The sequence below is a fragment of the Psychrobacter nivimaris genome, assembly GCF_009812035.1.
Taxonomy (GTDB): Bacteria; Pseudomonadota; Gammaproteobacteria; order Pseudomonadales; family Moraxellaceae; genus Psychrobacter; species Psychrobacter nivimaris.
Genome location: NZ_VZIZ01000002.1, coordinates 72,886 through 93,582 on the forward strand (window position 1 = coordinate 72,886; position 20,697 = coordinate 93,582).

Consider the following 20,697-nt stretch of genomic DNA (forward strand, 5'->3'; position numbering starts at 1 on the left):
ACACAGTTTTATGATGATAAGGCTATATATTTTATTGCGGCAGCGTTTGGCCAAGTGGCACCACTGTACTGATGTTTAAATTCAAAAATCCGAGCTTTCCAGCGATATCCATCACTCGTACCACAGACTGATGGGTCGCATTGGCATCCGCTGCAATGACAAATAGCATATCGCGATTGCTGCCTGCCTCTTGCTGCAACATACTGGTCAGTTCAGCCTCATTGCTACTAGCAAGTGTAATGCCGTTGACCAAATAGCTACCATCTTCTTGCACAGCTACTTCGATACTGTTGTTTTGTTCTGTCAGTGCGACACCTTCCGCTTCAGGAAGGATAATATTTAAACGACTAAAGTGATTAAATGAGGTAGCAAGTAATAAAAACACAATCAAAAACAGTAAACAATCAATCATCGGTGTTAGATTAATTTCAAGTGGTTCAACCGTTGGTTTTCTAAAACGCATATCAATCTCTTTAATTCAGCTACCATGTATAGGCTCAAGATTTCTATTCTTTAAAACCGCATTGACTACACTGCCGCTATGCTAGTCTTATCCGAATCCAACCCACCGAATGAACGTTCTTGCACAATACTATCTTCTATTGACAGACGGCTAGAAGCTGTAGATGACTGCGCACTAGCAAGCAAATGATAATCATACAGCTCTTGAATCATAAGACCTGCTTGAGTCTCAAACTGAGCATTTATATCAATGATACGGCGCTGAAAATAACGATAAGCAACCAGCGCAGGGATAGCAACAATCATACCAGCAGCGGTAGTGATTAGTGCCTGTGACACGCCAGCGGCTAGCATCGTCGGATCTTGCATTGCGCCATCGGTAATCGCTAAGAATGAAGAGATAATTCCTAGTACCGTACCTAATAGGCCAAGCAACGGCGCTATCGCACCGATAGTACCCAACATATTGATGTTTTTTTCTAATTGATGAACTTGTACACTGGCACGATTTTGCATGTGCATCGTCATCGACTCTAGCCCGTACTGACGATATAGCAAACCCGTTGCCAAGATATCGCCAAGCGCCGTCTTTTCTTTCACATTCATCAATTGTGTGCGGCCAATATCGCCATTTTCACGTAAACGAGTTATTAGCTGTTCGCGCAACCTGCTAGGAGCGACTTTGTTAAACTGTAGCGTATGGCTACGTTCAATAATGATGACTAATGCCAATATAGAACAGACCACGATAGGTGTCATTAGCCAGCCACCTGCTTTTACCAACTCCCACATACCTACTCTCTTCCATATTTTTGCAAAAACGATCACTACAAAATAATTATTACAGAGGCGACTTAGCAATTGGATAGATACGGCTAACTCGCAAACGTTATTAAGCTTGAGCTTCTATATGTTTAATCAACGCAGCTAATTGATCTTGATTGTGGAAAAATATCTCAACACTACCTTGACCATCTTTTTTATGCTTTAGTTTGACTTCAGCACCAAGCATGTCTGTCAATCTTTGGGTCAAACGCTCTACATCACGAGATTGCGCTTGTTCAGCACGATTGATTTTGGGCGCTGGCTGCAAGATTGATTTGACCAATTTTTCAGCTTCTCGCACAGTCATACCACCATCGATAATCTTTTGCGCGATGATAGGTTGCTGTTCAGAGGACAATGCTAAAAGTGTACGAGCATGACCCATATCTAGCGCACTGTTGGCTAAATGGTCTTTTACTGTATCATGCAGCTGATTTAAACGCAGTAGATTCGATACTGTTGTACGCGCCTTACCAACGACTTCAGCAATCATGGCATGACTCATACCAAATTCGGTATGAAAACGCTGCAATGCTGCTGCCTGCTCAATCACTGATAAGTCTTCGCGCTGAATGTTTTCAATCAATGCTAGGGCAATCGCTAACTCATCCGATAAAGCACGCTCAATCGCAGGGATAACCGCTTTTCCTGCCATTTTTGCAGCGCGCCAACGGCGTTCACCAGCGATAATTTCGTGAGTGACAAATGCTTCACTCTTATCCTCATTTGCCAATAGCGGGCGGATAACGATAGGCTGCATCACGCCATGCTGCTCGATAGAAGACGCTAATTCTGCAAGTGCTGTCTCACTCATATCACGACGAGGCTGGTACTTACCTGCTTGCAAACGTGTGACATCGATCTGGACAAGGCTAATCTGATCTTCGGTTGCGTTCGTATCTGCACTATTGCCACGCGATTTGTTGAGCGACGCCTTGCTGGTAGCACGAGATGAACGTGGCGCGCGAGTACTACTCTCACTAGCAGCATCGTTATCAGTAGTCTTCGCAGATGATTTTTTACTGGCTTTTGTCGGAGTGATATCAGGCGCTATATCTGTGGATACAGTATCTACAGGCGCATTAGCCTCTACAGGCACATTAATATCTGGCGCAGCATTTTCACGCGCCACCATGTCGTCTTGCAAGGCAGAGGCGGTAATTTGCTTTTCTTTTTTGATTGACCCTAATAAGGCATCTAAGCCCCGATTAGCAGCCAACCCTCTTTTCTTCGCCATGATTACCTATCCTCTAACGCTAAAATAAAAGCCAATTGATTACTGATGCGGCTTACTAAATACAATGTTAAGTGTTTTATACTTATGCTATTCATTCACTGTGCTGATCAGTGACGCTTTTTATCTAAAAATCCTTTGTAAGAACTTTAGATAAAAACTAGTTGCTTTGTTTCATCACTTCAGCGGCCAGCTTTTGATACGCGCGTGCGCCTTTTGACCACCTCTCATACGCAATAACTGGTAAGCCGTGCGCAGGAGCTTCTGCCAAGCGAATATTTCTTGGAATATGAGTCTTGTACATGATATCGCCAAAATGCGCTTCTAGCTCAGTAGAGACATCACGGGCAAGCGTGTTGCGTGCATCAAATAGCGTTCTGACCACACCGCGAATATATAGCTTAGGGTTCAACTCTGTAAGACGTTCAATCGTTTGCGATAAGTCAGCCAACCCTTCTAGTGCATAGTACTCACACTGCATAGGGATAATCACACTATCCGTAGCCACCAACGCATTAATCGTCAGTAGATTCAAACTAGGCGCACAATCGATAATCACATAATCGTATGGCTGTTTTTGCGTGGATACCTGATCGTTAACCAATTCAGCCATGGCGGTTTTAAACAGTTCATGACTGTCCGTCTTACTCATTAAGGTAATGTCCATGCCAGCCAAATCGCGATTGGCACCGATGACATCGAACCCAGCAGGACTGGTAACAATTGCTTCAGACAACGCGACACCATCTAGCAAAACGTCCGCTATGGTAAGATCCAACTCGTTTTTGTCAACACCTGTACCACTGGTCGCATTGCCTTGTGGGTCTAAGTCAATCAGCAGTACATGCTTGCGTTTAGCAGCCAAGCTGGCGGTCAAATTTACTGCCGTTGTGGTTTTACCCACACCGCCTTTTTGATTCGCAATGGCTATGATTTCCATACACTCACTCAATTTTATTAGGGTCTATTACTTTTGACTCGGTTGGTACAATTATTTTTATTCAATCTTGTACAGCGACACTCGCTTAGTATTTAAAAATAAGCAATTTATGGTCTAAAATGCTCAGTTTGCGGTCAAGCATTTTAAATGCTTTTAAATACTATGTCATTTAGATACAGACGTAAACTGTGTTTCACAAAAAACAGTGCCTGTTTCATGACTGCGAAGTGTTTATGCCTTAGCTATCTTTAGCAGACATTTCAATTAAATGACGATTGTCATGCAAACTTGGCACCGTCAGCTTAATGGTTTTGATATGCCAATCACTATCAAGTGCTTGCAGCTCTTCTTCATTCGGTACTTTACCTTTCATAGCGCATAAGAAGCCGCCATCTGCCAATCTCGGCTGCGCTACTTCTACAAAATCTATCAAACTGGCAAACGCTCGTGATGTCACCACCGCATAGCTTGCTTCATGCGCTTCAATACGCGATGCGATCGGCTGCATATTACTCAAGCCAAGCTCGCTGCTGATTTGCTTAATAAAGCGGACTTTCTTCTGATTGCTATCAAGAGCCGTACACTGGCGCTCAGGCTGACAAATGGCAATAATAACTGCTGGCAACCCTGCTCCCGTGCCGATATCTAGCAACGATCCGGCAGGTAAATGCGTTATAATAGACAAACAATCTATCACATGCTTGATTAGCGCTTCTTCTGGATCAGTGATGGCGGTCAGATTATACGCTTTATTCCATAGTAAAAGCTGGTCTAAGTACAATAATAACGTGCGCTGCTGCATTTCACTTAACGGCAGACCCAGCTCATTTATCGCTTGCGCCAAGATATTGGCCAGCTTTGGCAGTTGTGAACCAAGCTTTACGAAACCAGTCGGATCAATATTGATATTACCCATACTAGCAGACGATGAAGAGTTTTTAGCGGAAGCTGACATACAACGAGTTATCCAGTTTTGACTTGTGAACCGTTTATTTTATCATGCAGTCTGCCCATTGAATAGTTGCAGATTGCGCCAATGTGGGACATCTTATACTATCTACGCTTATCATGAGGCGTTATTCTGCTTTGATTGCCTCCAATTCGTTGATTAATTCATTCGTTTTTTACCAGTTTTACTCAAGCATTTGTCTAAATATGATACAAAATTGCGCTTAATGACTTCGCTAATAGGTGACTATATCTTGTAAGATGTCATGATTGATTATAAAAAACTCAGAATACGCATGACTAGATAAAACCAATCACTTCTCATATTCCTTTAATACTTTTTAAGATGATTTTTCAAACGCCTATGACAGAACAACCCTACACCCCTATATCGCAAGTATCAAAAGACGCTAACAATATGGTAGCACCTACTACCGATACAAAAAAAATTAAGCAAACAGCACCTGATACCCCAAACCCTATCTTCACAAAAGTTCAGCAAAATTGTCGCATTTCCGCTGAGCAATTAAAACGCTATAGCGACCCTGATGAATTGCCTACAGACACACGTACTGCGCCTGACCTAGATGTTGGCTTCGGTCAACAACGCGCGCTTAAAGCATTACATACAGCGCTGGATATCAAAGCCAGTGGTTACCATGTGTTTGCCGCTGGTGAAAACGGTTTGGGCAAACGTACTGTGATTAGTCGTCTGTTAACACGTATTGCCGCCGACGCACCGACGCCTGATGATTGGGTATATGTGCATAACTTTACCGATCCACGCACACCATTGGCGCTGCGTCTACCAGCTGATCAAGCCTCGCTATTACAGCAGCAAGTTAATAACTTATGGCAGCAAGCAAAAAAGCGTTTAAGCCAACGCTTTCGTAGCGATCAATACCAGAGCAAAATTGAAGCCATCAAAAACAGTACTCATCAAAAAGAAAGTCATGCCTATGACGCGCTTAATGCTGAAGGCAAGCAATATGACCTAGCATTGACGTTTCGCTCGTTCGATAATAAAGCAGTATTTGTTCATCCTAGTCAGCTGCCTACAGAAAGCAACAGCGATGATGACAAGCAAATAAAAATACCTAGCAATCATAAAGATTCAGAAAGGCTCAATGATAGCGAAAAAGTTAATATCTTGAGCAATAAAGATAATGAGCGTAAGGAAAACCAAGATTCTACATATGGCAATAATGAGTATGAAGCTGAGCTGAATAACTTTGTACAAAAAAACCATATGCAAAAGCGACTGAGCCAACTGACCATCGCTTTAGAGCAACTAGAAGACGAAGCCAACGATGAGATAGAGGCATTACATCGTAGTATTGCCCAACGTGCTTTACAGCCATTATTTACTCCTATTTATGAGCAGTTTGCGACTCATCCACTTGTCGTAGCATATCTCAAAGCTGTATTTGATGACATGGTCACTCACGTAGAGCGTATCGTCAATGGCGATGATGAGGAGTTTGTGACAGCAGTGTTGGCTACGACGCCCAGTCGTTATGCGGTCAATGTTATTGTCAGTGATACACCTGACAGTGGCGCACCTGTGGTTTTTGAAGATTTGCCAACCCATCTCAATTTATTGGGGCATGTCGAGCAAATCACCCAATTAGGCACAGTAACCACTGACGTGAGTATGATTCGTGCAGGTGCGCTACACCGCGCCAATGGTGGCTATTTATTGTTAGAAGCCAGCCACGTACTTGAACATCCTTATGCATGGCAGGGCTTAAAGCGCGCATTACAATCACGAAAAATCAAACTATCAAGTCTAGAGCAAATGCTGACGCTAACCGGTAGCTTGTCTCTCTCACCAGCGCCTATTGATTTAGATATCAAAGTTATCTTATTAGGTGAAGCAGATTTATATTATGAGCTGCTAGAGCTTGAGCCTGAATTTGATGCGGTATTCAAAGTCCGAGCTGACTTTCATGACGATGTGCCTCGTACCATTGAGCATGAATTGGCATTGGTCGCAAAAATGGCTGATATCATCGATTATGCCGACCTTTATCCGTTTGATAGCAGTGCACAGGCCACACTACTTGAGCATTTAAGCTTGCAAGCTGAAGAACAAGATCGCTTAAGCCTACACAGTGACTTATTGATTAAACTATTGCATGAGTCAAATCGTCACGCTCGCTTAAATAATGAGACTATGGTGACGGCAGATCATGTCACTCAAGCAATCGATGACATGGATGAGCGTTCAGGATATTTGCGCGATCTGTACTGGGATGAGCTGAAAAACGGCCAGCAACTTATCCAAACGCAAGGCGATGCTATTGGACAAGTTAATGCTTTGACTGTGGTCAGTTATGCCGATAGTGAGTTTGGCATGCCAGCACGGCTTACTGCGGTCATTCAGCCCAATATTGGCACAGGTGAAATTCTTGATATTGAGCGTGATGTAGACTTGGGCGGTAGTTTACACGCCAAAGGTATGCTGATTATGACCAGCTATTTGCGCGCGTTGTTTAGTCAACATCATGCGCTGAATTTTAGTGCCTCACTGGCGTTCGAGCAAAGCTACGCGCAAATCGATGGCGATAGTGCCACTGTGAGCGAAGGCTGTGCATTGCTATCCGCATTAGCAAACGTGCCTATCAATCAGTCTCTCGCGATTACTGGATCAATGAACCAGCTAGGCGAAGTACAGGCAGTTGGTGGCATCAATGCTAAAATCGCAGGTTTCTTCGACGCTTGCCGCGAGCAAGAGCTAACAGGCGATCAAGGCGTCGTCATTCCGATGGCCAATGTCAAACAACTGATGCTACGTGACGACATTATCGATGCAGTAAATAGAGGCAAATTTCATATTTATGGCGTCTATACTCTAAGTGAGGCCCTGACGCTGATGACTGGTTTGCCCATCGACACCATGAATAAAAAAGGCCGTTATCGCAAAGACACTTTATTTGGCAAAGTATTAAGCCGTCTGATGCTATGGGATGAAAATCAAGAAAGCACTGATGACATCGATGATGAAAAGTCCAAAAAGAAAGCGAAGAAAAAGCGTAAAGAAAAACGTCAAAAGAAAGAAGATAAGAGAATAAAAGAAAAGCGAAAAGGTGAGAAAAGTAATGAGAGAAACAGCGGGGAAAGTAACAAGCAAAGCGATGCTAAGCCTATTGATGACACCTTAAACGATAGTCAGACAACAGCTATCGATGAGGATGATAATTAAAATTTGAACAGTACTACCGATACGCACGCACATTGCTGTTCGACTAGATTCATTGTTATGTCTATGGCTAGATCGAGCAGCAACCATCGAATAGCAACTATTAAATAAACATACACATGCATGAACGTCGCTAGACGCTACGCTGCTTTTCTGCGATGATTAATGGTTCCTGATCGAGCAATATCGTGCCAGAAACCGACTTGTAACTTCATAAAGGGTATCTCTTAATGACTGTACATCCTACTGATGCTGATAACATCCAAGCTCAGTCCAATCCTAGTGAACAGGCAGGTGCGCTTGCAGCTGTAGACACTGGTACCTCAAAAGAGGCCAATGCCGCCAATATTAGTGACAATCGACACGGTGCGGCAACGACTGCCCGGCAATGGCAGGTACTATCACAACTACAGCGCAATCGCTGGGTAGGCACCACGCATATTTATGAGCAGCTGATGATGGCAGGCTTTGATATCAGCCTACGTACTGTCCAACGTGATTTGAACGCCCTTGCCAAACGCTTCCCTATCGAAAAAAACAATGCCAATCCTCAGGGTTGGCGCTGGAAAGAAGACGCCCCATTGCAAAGTTTGCCGCATATGAACTTATCACAAGCGGTTGCTTTTAATATGGTCGAGGCCAATCTGACCCAGCTACTGCCACCTGTTATTTTAGATGAATTATTTCCTTGGTTTGACTTAGCACGGCGACAGCTCAAGAACAGCAAAGTGACCCACTCTTGGATAGACAGAGTGCGTATTGAGCCTGCCACACAGCCACTCATCGCACCAGATATAGATTTGGACAGTAAAGACAATATTTACCACGCGCTATTTTATCAGCTGCAAATCCATGCTTGTTATACTCGTAGCAACAAATTACAAGCCAGCGAATATATCCTAAATCCAATCGCAATTATCCAGCGCGGCGTGATTATCTATCTGCTGGCAACTCGTACTGACGATCCAGAAGCCATCATTCGCACCTTTGCTTTACATCGTTTTGATAGTGTTGAGATTCTCGAAACCGCTGCAAAAACACCAGAGAACTTTCAACTCGATACCTATTTGGATGAAGGTAGCATGGGCTTTAGTCACCCACTGTTTGGCGAATTGGACGAGCGTGGCAAGAATACCGCTGTTGAGCTTAGATTCACTAGGCAAGCTGGTAAGAGTCTGACCGAAAGTAAGCTTAATGACGATCAAACCGTGACGCTAAATGAGGATAACACCCTTACTGTAAAGGCTACTGTTAATTTAACCTCACAGCTGGTCTGGTGGCTACGTGGATTTGGTAGTGGGTTATTAGATGCTAAGCCTGAACTACTTTATCAAGCAGTATTAGATAAGTCTTCGACAGCAATCAGTGAGTGACATCACTGACCTGAGATAGGCTAACATCCGCACGCCTTAAGTAAGCAAACATCAAATCTAGATAACGGTTAGAAACTAAGAATAAAAAAGGAAAGTTATGTCGACCACTGCCCCATCCCCACTGTTGTCAGATAGTTTACGAGGACTTGGACTAGACGCAGGGACTTTGTTCTTTGCGCTCAATTATGAATTTACCAAAATTGAGCCAAAAGGCATGTTTAAGCGCTTCAAAAAAAATCAAAGCGCGATGGATATTGATCTGGCTTGTGTGTTATATGATGATAACTGCGTCATCAGTGACATCGTTTGGTTTAAACAACTACGAGATAAAGCTGAATCGGTCAAGCATCAAGGTGACAGCTTAAATGGTAAGGATCGCGGTGAACAAGCCATGTATCTTGCTCCGCTTGATCAAGAGCAGATCAGACTGGAGCTTGAGAAAATACCAACTCATATTACTCATATTGGTTTAATTGCCAACTCATACCATGGCCATTCGTTTTCTAGAGTCAAGAAAGGCGAAATTCACCTGAGTGACGATGAAGGAAACCGTTGTTTTGAAGTCAACCTTAAGCAGCTCCCACGCGACTGCACCACGCTATGGGTAGCGCATTTGCGTCGATCTGTTGACGACTGGCATTTAACATTGCAAAACTTACCACTTACTGCAGAAGATCTAGCAGGTGCAGCACAAGAAGTAGCTCATGAGTTAGCACGTGCATTGCCCATTCCTCAGGGAATATAAGAGCAACTAGTAATCGCATATAAAAGAGGTCTTGTGCTATCCAAACACAAGACCTCTTTTTATGGGCAAATCATTAGCTGTAATTAATTGCTAAAAACATATCTGTTATAAATCATTTCACACTTGCCTATAAAACTTCACCGCAATGCGGACAGAAGTTTTTTTGGCGCGTTTCAACTTCTTTTTCACGCCGTTCAAGCTCTTGCTCTCGAAGTACTTGTAGGACGATATTTTGTGCCTGTTCTTTATCTAAACCTAGCTCTCGACGAATTTTATCAATCATCATCTGATTCTGTACCAGATCGAAATCGCTATCAATTAACTGCTCACGAAAGTGCTGTTCAAGCTCTTCACGGCGCTGAGCCAACTCATTTGCTAATCCTGTCGCTAGAATACCAGCTGGCAGTGCAGCGAGACCCACACCCAATATCGTAATGATAGCACCCAATATTTTGCCCGCATTAGTAATTGGTGTGACATCTCCATAACCTACTGTTGTCAGTGTCACCACAGCCCACCACATCGCTTTAGGTATGGACTCAAACTCGTCTGGCTGTGCGTGATTCTCCACTAAATAAATACCGCTAGAGGCAGTCACAATCATAATAATAAGAATAAAGATAACAGCCTGAAATGAGCCTCTCTCTTTACTAATCACGACTAGCAAAATACGCATGGAAGCAAAATAACGAGTCAATTTTAGGATTCGAAACAAGCGTAAAATGCGTAAGAAACGCAAGTCAATATTGACAAAGAAATTCAAAAATGCTGGCACGATGGCTACTAAATCAATCAATGCGGATGGGCTTCTAATCCAATCCCAACGCTGTTTCCACGTCGTATTGTCAGGCTTGGCTTCAGCGACACTCCACAAACGCAATAAGTACTCAACAGAAAAAACAACGATAGAAAAGTTTTCAAATAAGGTGAAGTAATCTTGATAAGGGTAATACCATTGATCGACAGACTCCGCTATCACAGCGGCTACGTTAGTCATAATCAAAAATATAAGAAAATAATCAACGTAACGGCTAAATAACGTGTCATGTTCTTCATTTTGTAAAATATCATAAACAAAATGACGCAAGCGCCGTATAGATTGGAATAACATGCCAGCCCTATGCGGTGAAATACCGATTTGATATTAATAGAATAAAACAACGGTCAAACCATAAAAACCAAACTTTCATCACAGGACATAGGATATATTTGCAGCAATCATCCGTGACTTTTATCAGAAGCACTTCATTTCAGTACTGACCTATCCATTATTAGCCATGACTATCGGCTATACAAAATGCAGATAATAAATATAGACCGATACCAGCAGTATAAACACAATTAGTAGAATAGAGAACCTTAAGAACTGTTCGTCAGCGCGAAGCTGTTGGCTAATGTCTTGCGCAGGTATCAAAAACAAGTGACATTCAGGACAACAAGAGTCTACCTGACTCAGTATTTTCATCGTACGCGCATTCGTACAGCGTAGAGGGGAGTTACTGCAATAGCCAAGCATAATATATTGCACCTCTTGTTGAATCGTAAATAAGAGATACCGACTTACGTCAATGACACTTACTTAAAAAGCAGCTTTTGTTGTGTTTAATTATAGACTGTAGACAATTGAATTACACGTAAATGTAATTTATTGCAGAAACATTACTAATTTATATTTAAAACCTTACCAGTAATAATGATTTTCGTATTATAATAGACATTAAATGTTACAGATTAAACTTTAATCATAACATTATGTATCAGTAGCTAATGCCATCCCTCATTAGCAAACTGCTGATAATTTTTTATTACGTTAAGGAATGAAATGATGAAACTACAATCCCTAGTTTTAGCAACTGCTACTGCACTTACAATGACAACTGCTTTTGCAGTCCCTGCTGGTACTTGGTCTGTTGCTGCTGGCGCGCATTATGTTGATCCTAAAAGCGACAACGGTACAGTATCTACTGGCTTAGGTAACTTTGAAGTTGATGTTGATGGCGATGTACGTCCAACTATCAGTGGTGAGTACTTTATCGCTAACAACGTTGGTGTTGAATTACTAGCTGCTATTCCGTTTCATCATGACATTACTCTAAAAGCTGGTGACACTACTATTGATGCGAAAACACAGCATCTACCACCTACTCTATCTGTACAGTATCACTTCGATGGCTATGATCTGCCTATGAATGTGAAGCCTTTTGTTGGTGTTGGTGTGAACTACACCACTTTCTTTGAAGAAAAGGTTTATATTCCTCTCGCTGGTGACTATGATTTAGAACTTGATGATAGCGTTGGTGTAGCTGGCCATGTTGGTCTTGATATTCCTTTTGCTCCAACTGAATATTTCCGTATTGATGCCCGTTATATGGACATTAAAACAGATGCAAGCCTAAACGGTACTGATATCGGCGAAGTTGATATCAGCCCTTGGGTATATGGCGTAGCATTCGTTAAACAGTTCTAAATTAGTCAAAATATTATGTGTAATAAAAGCCAGCTTGATAGCTGGCTTTTTTGTGCCTATTAATTACGGCTACTACCGTTTTTCTACACCAGCTACTAGGCAATTATTTATAAAAATAGCTAATAATATACAAGAACAAATAATCTCCATAAAAAAAGACCACCCGTGGGCAGTCTTTTTTAATTGCTAGCTAGTTTTAGATCAAGATACGACGTGGGTCTGCCAGTAGCGTTGCGATATAACGAGTGAATACAGCAGCGTCTGCGCCATTGATCACACGGTGGTCATAAGACAAAGACAGTGGCAACATCAAACGTGGCTCAAAGTTTTGTGTCTTCGCATCCCAACGTGGCTGCATACTTGCTTCAGAGACACCTAAGATACCAACTTGTGGCCAATTAACTAGTGGCGTAAATGCTGTACCGCCCAAGTTACCTTGGCTCGATATGGTAAAGCTTGCCCCTTGCAAATCTTTGGTGCTGAGCTTCTTATCACGAGCTTTTACTGCAAGCTCGCCGATCTCAATCGCAATTTGCTTCAAGCCTTTATCTTGTACGTTTTTGATAACCGGTACAATAAGACCATCATCTGTTGCCACAGCAATACCCATATTGACGCTTTTGCGCAATATAACCTGAGTGTTGTCATCGCTCAAATGACTATTGAATCGTGGATGTTGAGTCAGCGCATATGCAGTTGCTTTAACCACAAATGCCAAGATAGTGAAGCCAACACCTTCAGCTTTCATGCCACCTTTTAGCTCACCACGTAGCTTTTCAGTCTCAGTGATATCAGACAGATCAAACTGCGTTACTTGCGGTAGCAAAGTATTGTAGTTGAGCTGCGGTATCGAGACTTTCTGCAAGCGGCTGAGGTCTTGTGTTTCTGTCTCACCCCAGATCTCAGCATTACTCATGTCAGGCAGTTTCGGTAGACCTGAGCTAACAGGATTGCCACTCACAGGTGCCGCTTTCTGCTTGGTTAGACTGTTCTTAACATGTGCAAACAAGTCTTCTTTTAGAATACGATCATTTAGAGCTGAACCATTCACTTGTGTGATATCAACGCCTAACTGACGCGCTAGTTTGCGAACGGCAGGACCTGCATACACATCAACCAATTTTTCATTGACTTGTGCTTCAGTTAATTTACCCTCTGTTTTGCTAGCAGCTGTATCAGTATTGGTCGGTTTGGCAACTTGTTTTGGCTCACCAGTGGTTTTAGCAGCTGGTTTATCTTCTGTTTTGGCTGGTGCTGACTCTTGTGGCTTAGGAGTTTCAGATTCACTATCACTAGCATCATCTGTACCACTCGCCATAATAACGATAAAGTCCTGACCATTAGTAACCATATCCCCTGCTTCGACCAAGATTTTTTCAATCTTACCGGCAACTGGCGCTGGCACTTCAACTGAAGCTTTATCTGATTCGATTAGCAAAATCGACTGCTCAGCGCTAACAGTATCACCAACGCTAACCATGATTTCAGAAACTTGTGCTTCATCGACACCTAAATCAGGTAGCGCATGAGTAGTTGCTTTACCAGCATTAGTGGCTGGCTTGGCAGTAGACTCTGATTGCTTTGACTCAGTTGCAGCAGGCTCAGGTTTTGACTCTGGTTTAATATCGTCTGTGCTGTTCGCTTCTTGCTCTTCAGCAGCAACGTTGTCATCATTGCTTTCTTCGCTATCATCTGCACTTTCAAGTTCAATTAGCACCATACCTTCGCTAACTTGATCACCGATAGCAACACTAATCTTAGTCACTTTACCAGCAGCAGAGCTTGGTACTTCAACCGATGCTTTGTCAGATTCTAATAATACGATGTTGTCGTCTTTTGCGATGACATCACCAACTTCTACCATAATCTCGCTGACTTCGGCGCTATCCACACCTAAATCGGGGGCTTTAATGTCCATGATTTATTTCCTCGTCTTATGGTTATTATTATTTGACATCTTTATCATCAAGTACATTTGCATCTGATTGATCTTCAGCACGACCTTCATTACTGATTTCATCATCGTCTTCAGCGATGAATTCAGGTACAGGATTTGGATTTACGTTACCTGGCGCTGGTGCATCTGGAGACTGGTCATAGTAAGACTGCTGTTGCCATGCAGGTGGATGGTCCACATCGATACCTGAGCTTGAAATCGCATCTTTAACCAAACGCATCTCAACTTCACCTTCATCTGCTAGGCGTTTGAGTGTTGCAACAACGATATGCGCCGCATCAACGTTAAAGAAACTACGTAGGTTTTCGCGCGTATCAGAACGGCCATAACCATCGGTACCCAGAGTCGTGTAAGGACGGTTGTCTGGTAACCAAGCACGGATCTGCTCTGAATAGTTACGCATATAATCTGTCGCTGCAACCACAATACCTTCGTGCGGTGCTAATTGCTCAGTAACCCAAGGCACTTTCTCTTCGTCCATTGGATGTAGACGGTTGTAATCGTCACAAACCATACCATCACGAGTCAGCTCATTAAAGCTGGTTACGCTCCAGACGTTAGAAGTAATATTGAACTCATCTTTTAGTATCTGTGACGCTTTTTGTACTTCGCGTAAGATAACACCAGAGCCTAATAACTGTACTTGTGTTGAACCATTGTCCTCTAACAAGTACATACCACGTTTGATACCTTCTTCGGCACCTTCTGGCATAGCAGGTTGTTCGTAGTTTTCATTCATCAACGTCAAGTAATAGTAAACGCGCTCGCCTTCACCATACATACGGCGTAGACCGTCATGCATGACCACAGCTAGCTCATAACCAAAGCAAGGGTCATAGCTGACACAGTTTGGCACGACATTGAATAGAATCTGTGAATGACCATCTTGATGCTGTAAGCCTTCGCCATTAAGTGTCGTACGACCAGCGGTTGCGCCTAACAAGAAGCCTTGTGCTTGACAGTCACCTGCCGCCCAAGCCAAATCACCCACACGTTGGAAACCAAACATTGAGTAATAGATATACATCGGAATCATCGGTAATGCGTTCACAGAATAACTGGTTGCCAATGCAATCCAAGTACTCATTGCGCCTGCTTCGTTGATACCTTCTTCTAACATGTGACCATCGATAGCCTCTTTATAGCCCATCAACGCTTCACTGTCTTCTGGCGTATATTTTTGACCAACAGCCGAGTAAATACCCAATTGACGGAACATACCTTCTAGACCAAACGTACGCGCTTCATCAGGTACAATTGGTACGACGCGATCTTGGATGTCTTTGTTTTTAAGCATCGCAGATAGTAAGCGTACAAATACCATCGTCGTAGACTGCTCTTTACCATTGCTGCCTTTTAATACCCGATCAAACATTGATAGTTCAGGGATATTCAGTGGGATGTGACCACTACGACGGTTTGGCAGATGACCACCTAACGACTCACGACGACCTTTAAGATACTTCATCTCCGCCGAACCTTCTTCAGGTCGGTAGAACGGTAGAGTCTCTAACTGCTCATCAGTAAATGGCAAATCAAAACGATCACGGAAATACATCAACGCTTCTTGATCAAGCTTTTTGACCTGATGCGATTTATTAACGGCTTGCGTTTGGGTAGACAAACCATAACCTTTAACGGTTTTGACTAAAATAACCGTTGGTTGGCCTTTGGTTTTCATCGCTTCGCTAAAGGCAGCGTAAACTTTAACTGGATCATGGCCACCACGGTTTAGACGTGAGATTTCTTCGTCAGTCAACGCATCTGCCATTTCTTCTAACTCTGGATATTTACCAAAGAATTCTTTGCGAGTAAATTCAGGCGTACGCGCTTCGTATAACTGATACTCGCCATCCACCACTTCTTCCATACGTTGTTTAAGCACGCCTGTATGATCTTTACCAAGTAATGAATCCCAGTTGCCACCCCAAATAACTTTGATGACTCGCCAGCCTGCGCCGCGGAATACTGACTCTAGCTCTTGAATGATTTTACCGTTACCACGGACTGGACCATCAAGACGCTGCAAGTTACAGTTAACTACCCATATTAGGTTGTCCAGCTTCTCACGACCAGCAAGAGAAATAGCCCCTAAGCTTTCTGGCTCATCCGTTTCACCATCACCTAAGAATGTCCAAATCTTACGACCTTCTTTTTCTAGCAACCCACGATTTTCCATATAGCGATGTACATGGGCGTGATAGATAGACATGATTGGGCCAAGTCCCATCGATACCGTTGGGAACTGCCAGTAATCCGGCATTAGATATGGATGCGGATAGCTTGATAGACCTTTACCACCTACTTCACGACGGAAATTATCAAGCTGATCTTCGGTCAAACGACCTTCTAGATAAGAGCGTGCATAGATACCTGGTGCTGAGTGACCTTGATAATAGATCATGTCACCACCGAAGTGATCGCTAGCGGCGCGGAAGAAATGGTTAAAACCCGTTTCATAAAGTGTCGCACTAGAGGCGAATGTCGCTAAGTGACCACCTAGATCATCGTCGTTTTTATTGGCACGCATGACCATGGCAAGTGCGTTGTAACGAATTAGCGCACGTATCTTACGCTCCATGCCTAGATCGCCTGGGTACATTGGCTCGTCTTCAACAGCGATACTATTGACGTACGCAGTGTCTAGTCTGTTGAACGGCAGTCCTTCTTGAACTGCCATATTGTATAAGGCTTTTAGGAGGAACTGAGCACGGTCCTTGTCTGCGTGTTTAACCACAGACTCAAAGGCTGCCAGCCATTCCTGAGTTTCGGTGCTATCAGCATCCTTATAATAATTCATTCTTGTTAATCCTTTTATATCAGTCATACCTACCTAATGGCAGGGCTTCATTGAAAAATGCATGATGAGAGATTGGTTTACTTATGACATCCTTGCTACGTCCAAGCATTCCATTGTTTTGTGCGATGACATACTGCTCGATTATAAAAATAGTATTACTTTTATCAACGAATGCGTTAAATCAACACATCCGCTAAGTCGTTATAATGCTATGACTATCTATTCAATCATTAATTACTATGACATTCCATTATAAGCGTTTACGCGCTAGTTGTTTATGGCTGTAGAGAAATGATGAAATAACAAGTATTTTTTAAATAAATAATGATTAGTTTATTTAAAAATGACAATAGCAATAACTTATCTCTTTATACGATAAGTGGGAAATAGCTACGTGCAGACGAATGATTAACTTGTGCTCTTCGTCATACTAAATCGACCATTGGTAACTTTATATTGGATTTAAGATAAATTGCTTATTAGTATCTCATACTGATATATTTGTATAAATATGGTTAGCTACCGTATTGTCCGGTCAACCTTGACTCTTAGGAATAATGACATGTATAAAGCTAAAAAACCCTTAAGTATAATGAATCCCTTTTCATTCGGTAAGTATCAATCTCAAATACTGAGTTTGATAGGCTTTATGATATTGTCATTAGTGAGCGTCTCATCTCATGCACTTGTTCTTAATGATGGAGCAGCTGCAACATGTCCTAGCGGCTCAACTAAAGGTATTTTAACCAATAATAGTTATAGTAGTCTTGTTACTAGTTTTAACAGTGGTAACTACCAGACTGTCTCTAGTCAGAGCTCGACAGGATCATCTGTTGCTATTCCATTGAAAATAAAAATGAGTATTTCTGATTTTAACTTTGTTAATAAAAGTAGCGTTGCCACACTAACAAGTGGTAATTATACTGCTATTAGATTTACTGGGAGCGCGGCTAATAGCTCAGTTCGTAATGAGATTTTATTAGATTTTCAGAACAGTTTAAACAATGAACCTCTCTTCTTGAATAAAGTGGCCCTTAGTACATTTGATATCGATAAACTATCCAGTACCAATGCCTACTGGGACGATAATGTCAAATTCGTTGGAACCACTCAGAATAACGGTACCGTAAACGGTGTATTCCAATCCATAACTGGCTCTAGTGTCATTAACACTAATGGCGAAGGATTGCGACTAAATACAGATTTCAACTGTGGAAACACTCTAGAAAGTACTTGTCAAGGGTCTGTGGTTTTTAGTGAGCCTGTAAAATCGGTAAAGATAATTTATAGTAATACAGATAATGATACGAGCACTAGTATTAGCAGTCGAATAATTGACTTCCGCTTAGATAGCTATTGTTACCAGCCTTCTTCATATGAGATTACGAAAGACGATGGTGTCACTAGCATAGGTACAACTAGTACGACCAACTATATAATTAAGGTTATTAATAATGGTAATACGCCACTAACTAATATCATATTAAAAGATCCCATCGTTACGGGTCTTACTAAAGAGACTGATATCACTTGCGACACGACAGATAATACAAATACTTGTATAACGGCACCAACTAAAACGCAGTTGGAAAGTAGTAGTGGGTTTAACATACCAAGTTTAGCTGTTGGCAAAACTTATAGTATAAAAGTGCCTACTAAAGTAACAGCATCTCAAGGATCTACAATCACTAATACTGCTACTATTAAAGTTAGTAATTTAGACTTAAAAAGTGCAAGTGATAGTAATACCGTTACTGGCATATTTAGTGGTGGTTCTCCTGTAGCACCCGCTAGTTGCCCAAGCGGGCATAAGATGTACTACGTTGGTAGTAATCCTCCAGGCTATACTCCTAAGGAAACACTACCTATTGCATGGACAACTGGTAGTTTTTCTAAGGAGTATGTTTTTGGTAATACGAAATTTAATTTGTCTTTTACTGAACGATTAAATTTACGAACAGGCTACCCAACTGGTACTAATTTTACTGATGCAACTGAAAACGCTATTAATATGTATCATGATAGTTTTCGTACGACTATCGATCATAGGCTAACAGCGACTATTAATAAACCTGTATCTAAGTATGGCTTTGTTGTTCAAGATTTAGACTCTAATCAAAATGGAAAATATATAGAATCAATAACATTAGCTACTTCTGGAGGCTTTTTTTCAAAAACGGAGAGCAAGCCTTTCCAACTTTCTAATGCCAATCAGACTATATCAGGGACTGCATGGGATAACTGTAATACGGCTAGTCCTTGTAATTTCAATATAGATTGGGGTTATAAATCTGCCTTGACCCCTTTTGCGATAACTCACGGAAACCCATATTCTGAAGGTGCTACTACCACCTCTGCCGGCGGTTATGTAACTGGTTATTCTGACTTTTATTTTTGTTTAGCGCCACCGAAGTTAGTAGTAAAAAAGGTGTTAGGTGGTAATCGTGTCAATGATTCTGTAGACAGCGCTGATCAGTTTGAGATAAAAGTAACAGGAGATTCTCTAGCTGCTAATTCATTTACCACTACTGGTAACGCTGCTATCATTGACAATGGTACTAGTGACTTACTGAGTTTAACCGAATCTAAAACATACACTATTAGTGAGCGTGTCATAAATGGCTCAGTAAGTAATTATAGTGCTACTTATATTTGCAACAATGCAACTACAGGGAGTACTTTTACAACTACGAATGCTACTGCAACTCTGAACGAAGAAACTATACCTACTCGTTCGTTCACTCTATCAAACTTAAACTACGGTGACGAAATCACCTGTACAATTACTAATACCCCATCGGTATACACTTTTACTGGCTTCGTATATAACGATAATGGTGGTATAGCTAGAAGCACTAACCCTGATACAAAATCTGATACTTCTACTACTTTTACTGGCAACTCAAAATACTTCAATGGTATTTTTGATAGTGGTGAGACGGGAATTGGAAATACCACTGGTCTAACTATAAGTCTAACCAATTGTAACGGTGTCAATATAGGCGGTACTACCTCTCAAACTACCTCTGACAATCCATTAGGGCAATATAAACTCGTTGTATCCGCAAGCACTATAGCGGCATTATCACCTCAAAAAGTTTGTATTGTACAAGCAGAGCCAGACCCTTGGATTTTCAGTGTCGATACTACGCCAAATATTCGTAATATTGACTTACAAGCTGGTAAGTTAGATTACAAAACAGAAGGCTCGCTAAACTTAGACTTTGGAGAGGTTGAGGGAGATTACGCAGCATTAGTACTTAGAAAAGCACAATACGTTAATGACTGCCGTTCAACGCTCAATTATACCGCTACTAATATAAATACTGCAGGAAATACAGATCCTAGAGCTGGCTTTAGCGAGAGTGGAATCAGTGGCAGTGATTTAACTCCTGGTCAATGTATTGCCTATAGGATCACGGCGACTAATCGTGCAAATCTTACGATTAATAATTTCGTGATGCGCGATGTATTGCAGAAGAAAGGAGATAATAAGGCTTTAGTTACCTCGGTATTGGCAGGTGTATCTAATGCATCCGACTATGCTAATGATAATGTCCCTATCGGTAAGAACGGAACTGTTAAAACTACAGAATTTGTATTAAATCCAAAAACTAGTCGTAGCTTCTATTTCAATACTAAATATGGCACAACTATGGACACTCAGTAGCTATTATTTCTTGCAACTGAACCGCCCCGGGATTGTCGGAGACTCAACATTCTGAGAGAATACGACAATGAAAA

At 41.9% G+C, this 20,697-nt stretch carries 13 protein-coding genes; 5 read left to right on the forward strand and 8 right to left on the reverse strand.

Annotated elements, in window-relative coordinates:
* Positions 1-31: 31 nt before the first annotated feature.
* The 5 genes from FQV37_RS00680 to rsmG form a co-directional block, all read right to left on the reverse strand.
* Positions 32-463, reverse strand: coding sequence for an ExbD/TolR family protein (locus FQV37_RS00680; protein ID WP_057759437.1), 432 nt, complete (start codon positions 461-463; stop codon positions 32-34).
* 65 nt (positions 464-528) lie between these two features.
* Complete coding sequence (locus FQV37_RS00685; protein ID WP_160020882.1) at positions 529-1,254, reverse strand: MotA/TolQ/ExbB proton channel family protein; 726 nt, start codon at positions 1,252-1,254, stop codon at positions 529-531.
* A gap of 100 nt (positions 1,255-1,354) precedes the next feature.
* On the reverse strand, positions 1,355-2,524 hold the full coding sequence (locus tag FQV37_RS00690) for a ParB/RepB/Spo0J family partition protein (protein ID WP_160020883.1): 1,170 nt from the start codon (positions 2,522-2,524) through the stop codon (positions 1,355-1,357).
* Positions 2,525-2,681: 157 nt separating this feature from the next.
* Positions 2,682-3,461: a ParA family protein gene (locus FQV37_RS00695; protein ID WP_057759431.1), complete on the reverse strand. Its 780-nt coding sequence runs from the start codon at positions 3,459-3,461 to the stop codon at positions 2,682-2,684.
* A gap of 238 nt (positions 3,462-3,699) precedes the next feature.
* Positions 3,700-4,416 carry a 16S rRNA (guanine(527)-N(7))-methyltransferase RsmG gene (gene rsmG / locus FQV37_RS00700; protein ID WP_160020884.1) on the reverse strand — a complete coding sequence of 239 codons (717 nt, stop codon included), beginning with the start codon at positions 4,414-4,416 and terminating at the stop codon, positions 3,700-3,702.
* A 357-nt stretch (positions 4,417-4,773) separates the two neighbouring features.
* On the opposite strand from rsmG, the gene FQV37_RS00705 reads away from it, so the two are divergent.
* From FQV37_RS00705 to FQV37_RS00715, 3 genes are all read left to right on the forward strand, one after another.
* Positions 4,774-7,614 carry an ATP-binding protein gene (locus FQV37_RS00705; protein WP_160020885.1) on the forward strand — a complete coding sequence of 947 codons (2,841 nt, stop codon included), beginning with the start codon at positions 4,774-4,776 and terminating at the stop codon, positions 7,612-7,614.
* A gap of 227 nt (positions 7,615-7,841) precedes the next feature.
* A complete protein-coding gene (locus FQV37_RS00710) occupies positions 7,842-8,984 on the forward strand; it encodes a helix-turn-helix transcriptional regulator (protein ID WP_102094740.1) in 1,143 nt (380 codons plus the stop codon).
* A 97-nt stretch (positions 8,985-9,081) separates the two neighbouring features.
* Positions 9,082-9,729: a TerD family protein gene (locus FQV37_RS00715; protein WP_160020886.1), complete on the forward strand. Its 648-nt coding sequence runs from the start codon at positions 9,082-9,084 to the stop codon at positions 9,727-9,729.
* A 127-nt stretch (positions 9,730-9,856) separates the two neighbouring features.
* On the opposite strand, the gene FQV37_RS00720 is transcribed toward FQV37_RS00715, so the two are convergent.
* Positions 9,857-10,840 (reverse strand): ion transporter, encoded by a 984-nt coding sequence (locus tag FQV37_RS00720; RefSeq protein WP_160020887.1) that lies wholly within the window; start codon positions 10,838-10,840, stop codon positions 9,857-9,859.
* A gap of 714 nt (positions 10,841-11,554) precedes the next feature.
* Between FQV37_RS00720 and FQV37_RS00725 the strand changes: the two genes are divergently transcribed.
* A complete protein-coding gene (locus FQV37_RS00725; protein ID WP_160020888.1) occupies positions 11,555-12,196 on the forward strand; it encodes an OmpW/AlkL family protein in 642 nt (213 codons plus the stop codon).
* A gap of 196 nt (positions 12,197-12,392) precedes the next feature.
* Here the strand turns inward: FQV37_RS00725 and FQV37_RS00730 are convergent, their stop codons facing one another.
* Entirely contained in the window at positions 12,393-14,114 is a 1,722-nt protein-coding gene (locus FQV37_RS00730; RefSeq protein WP_160020889.1) for a 2-oxo acid dehydrogenase subunit E2, read from the reverse strand.
* 28 nt (positions 14,115-14,142) lie between these two features.
* The gene (gene aceE / locus FQV37_RS00735) at positions 14,143-16,953 is read right to left on the reverse strand and encodes a pyruvate dehydrogenase (acetyl-transferring), homodimeric type (RefSeq protein WP_160020890.1); all 2,811 of its coding nucleotides are present in this window, start codon (positions 16,951-16,953) and stop codon (positions 14,143-14,145) included.
* 562 nt (positions 16,954-17,515) lie between these two features.
* On the opposite strand from aceE, the gene FQV37_RS00740 reads away from it, so the two are divergent.
* Complete coding sequence (locus FQV37_RS00740; protein WP_160020891.1) at positions 17,516-20,623, forward strand: DUF11 domain-containing protein; 3,108 nt, start codon at positions 17,516-17,518, stop codon at positions 20,621-20,623.
* The last annotated feature ends 74 nt before the right edge of the window (positions 20,624-20,697 follow it).

Bases quoted from the DNA above. Each gene is read 5' to 3' on its own strand.
- FQV37_RS00690 (WP_160020883.1), bottom strand. From the start codon at position 2,524: ATGGCGAAGAAAAGAGGGTTGGCTGCTAATCGGGGCTTAGATGCCTTA.
- FQV37_RS00720 (WP_160020887.1), bottom strand. From the start codon at position 10,840: ATGTTATTCCAATCTATACGGCGCTTGCGTCATTTTGTTTATGATATT.
- FQV37_RS00725 (WP_160020888.1), top strand. From the start codon at position 11,555: ATGAAACTACAATCCCTAGTTTTAGCAACTGCTACTGCACTTACAATG.
- FQV37_RS00685 (WP_160020882.1), bottom strand. From the start codon at position 1,254: ATGTGGGAGTTGGTAAAAGCAGGTGGCTGGCTAATGACACCTATCGTG.
- FQV37_RS00705 (WP_160020885.1), top strand. From the start codon at position 4,774: ATGACAGAACAACCCTACACCCCTATATCGCAAGTATCAAAAGACGCT.
- FQV37_RS00710 (WP_102094740.1), top strand. From the start codon at position 7,842: ATGACTGTACATCCTACTGATGCTGATAACATCCAAGCTCAGTCCAAT.
- aceE (WP_160020890.1), bottom strand. From the start codon at position 16,953: ATGAATTATTATAAGGATGCTGATAGCACCGAAACTCAGGAATGGCTG.
- FQV37_RS00680 (WP_057759437.1), bottom strand. From the start codon at position 463: ATGCGTTTTAGAAAACCAACGGTTGAACCACTTGAAATTAATCTAACA.
- FQV37_RS00695 (WP_057759431.1), bottom strand. From the start codon at position 3,461: ATGGAAATCATAGCCATTGCGAATCAAAAAGGCGGTGTGGGTAAAACC.
- FQV37_RS00730 (WP_160020889.1), bottom strand. From the start codon at position 14,114: ATGGACATTAAAGCCCCCGATTTAGGTGTGGATAGCGCCGAAGTCAGC.
- rsmG (WP_160020884.1), bottom strand. From the start codon at position 4,416: ATGTCAGCTTCCGCTAAAAACTCTTCATCGTCTGCTAGTATGGGTAAT.
- FQV37_RS00715 (WP_160020886.1), top strand. From the start codon at position 9,082: ATGTCGACCACTGCCCCATCCCCACTGTTGTCAGATAGTTTACGAGGA.
- FQV37_RS00740 (WP_160020891.1), top strand. From the start codon at position 17,516: ATGTATAAAGCTAAAAAACCCTTAAGTATAATGAATCCCTTTTCATTC.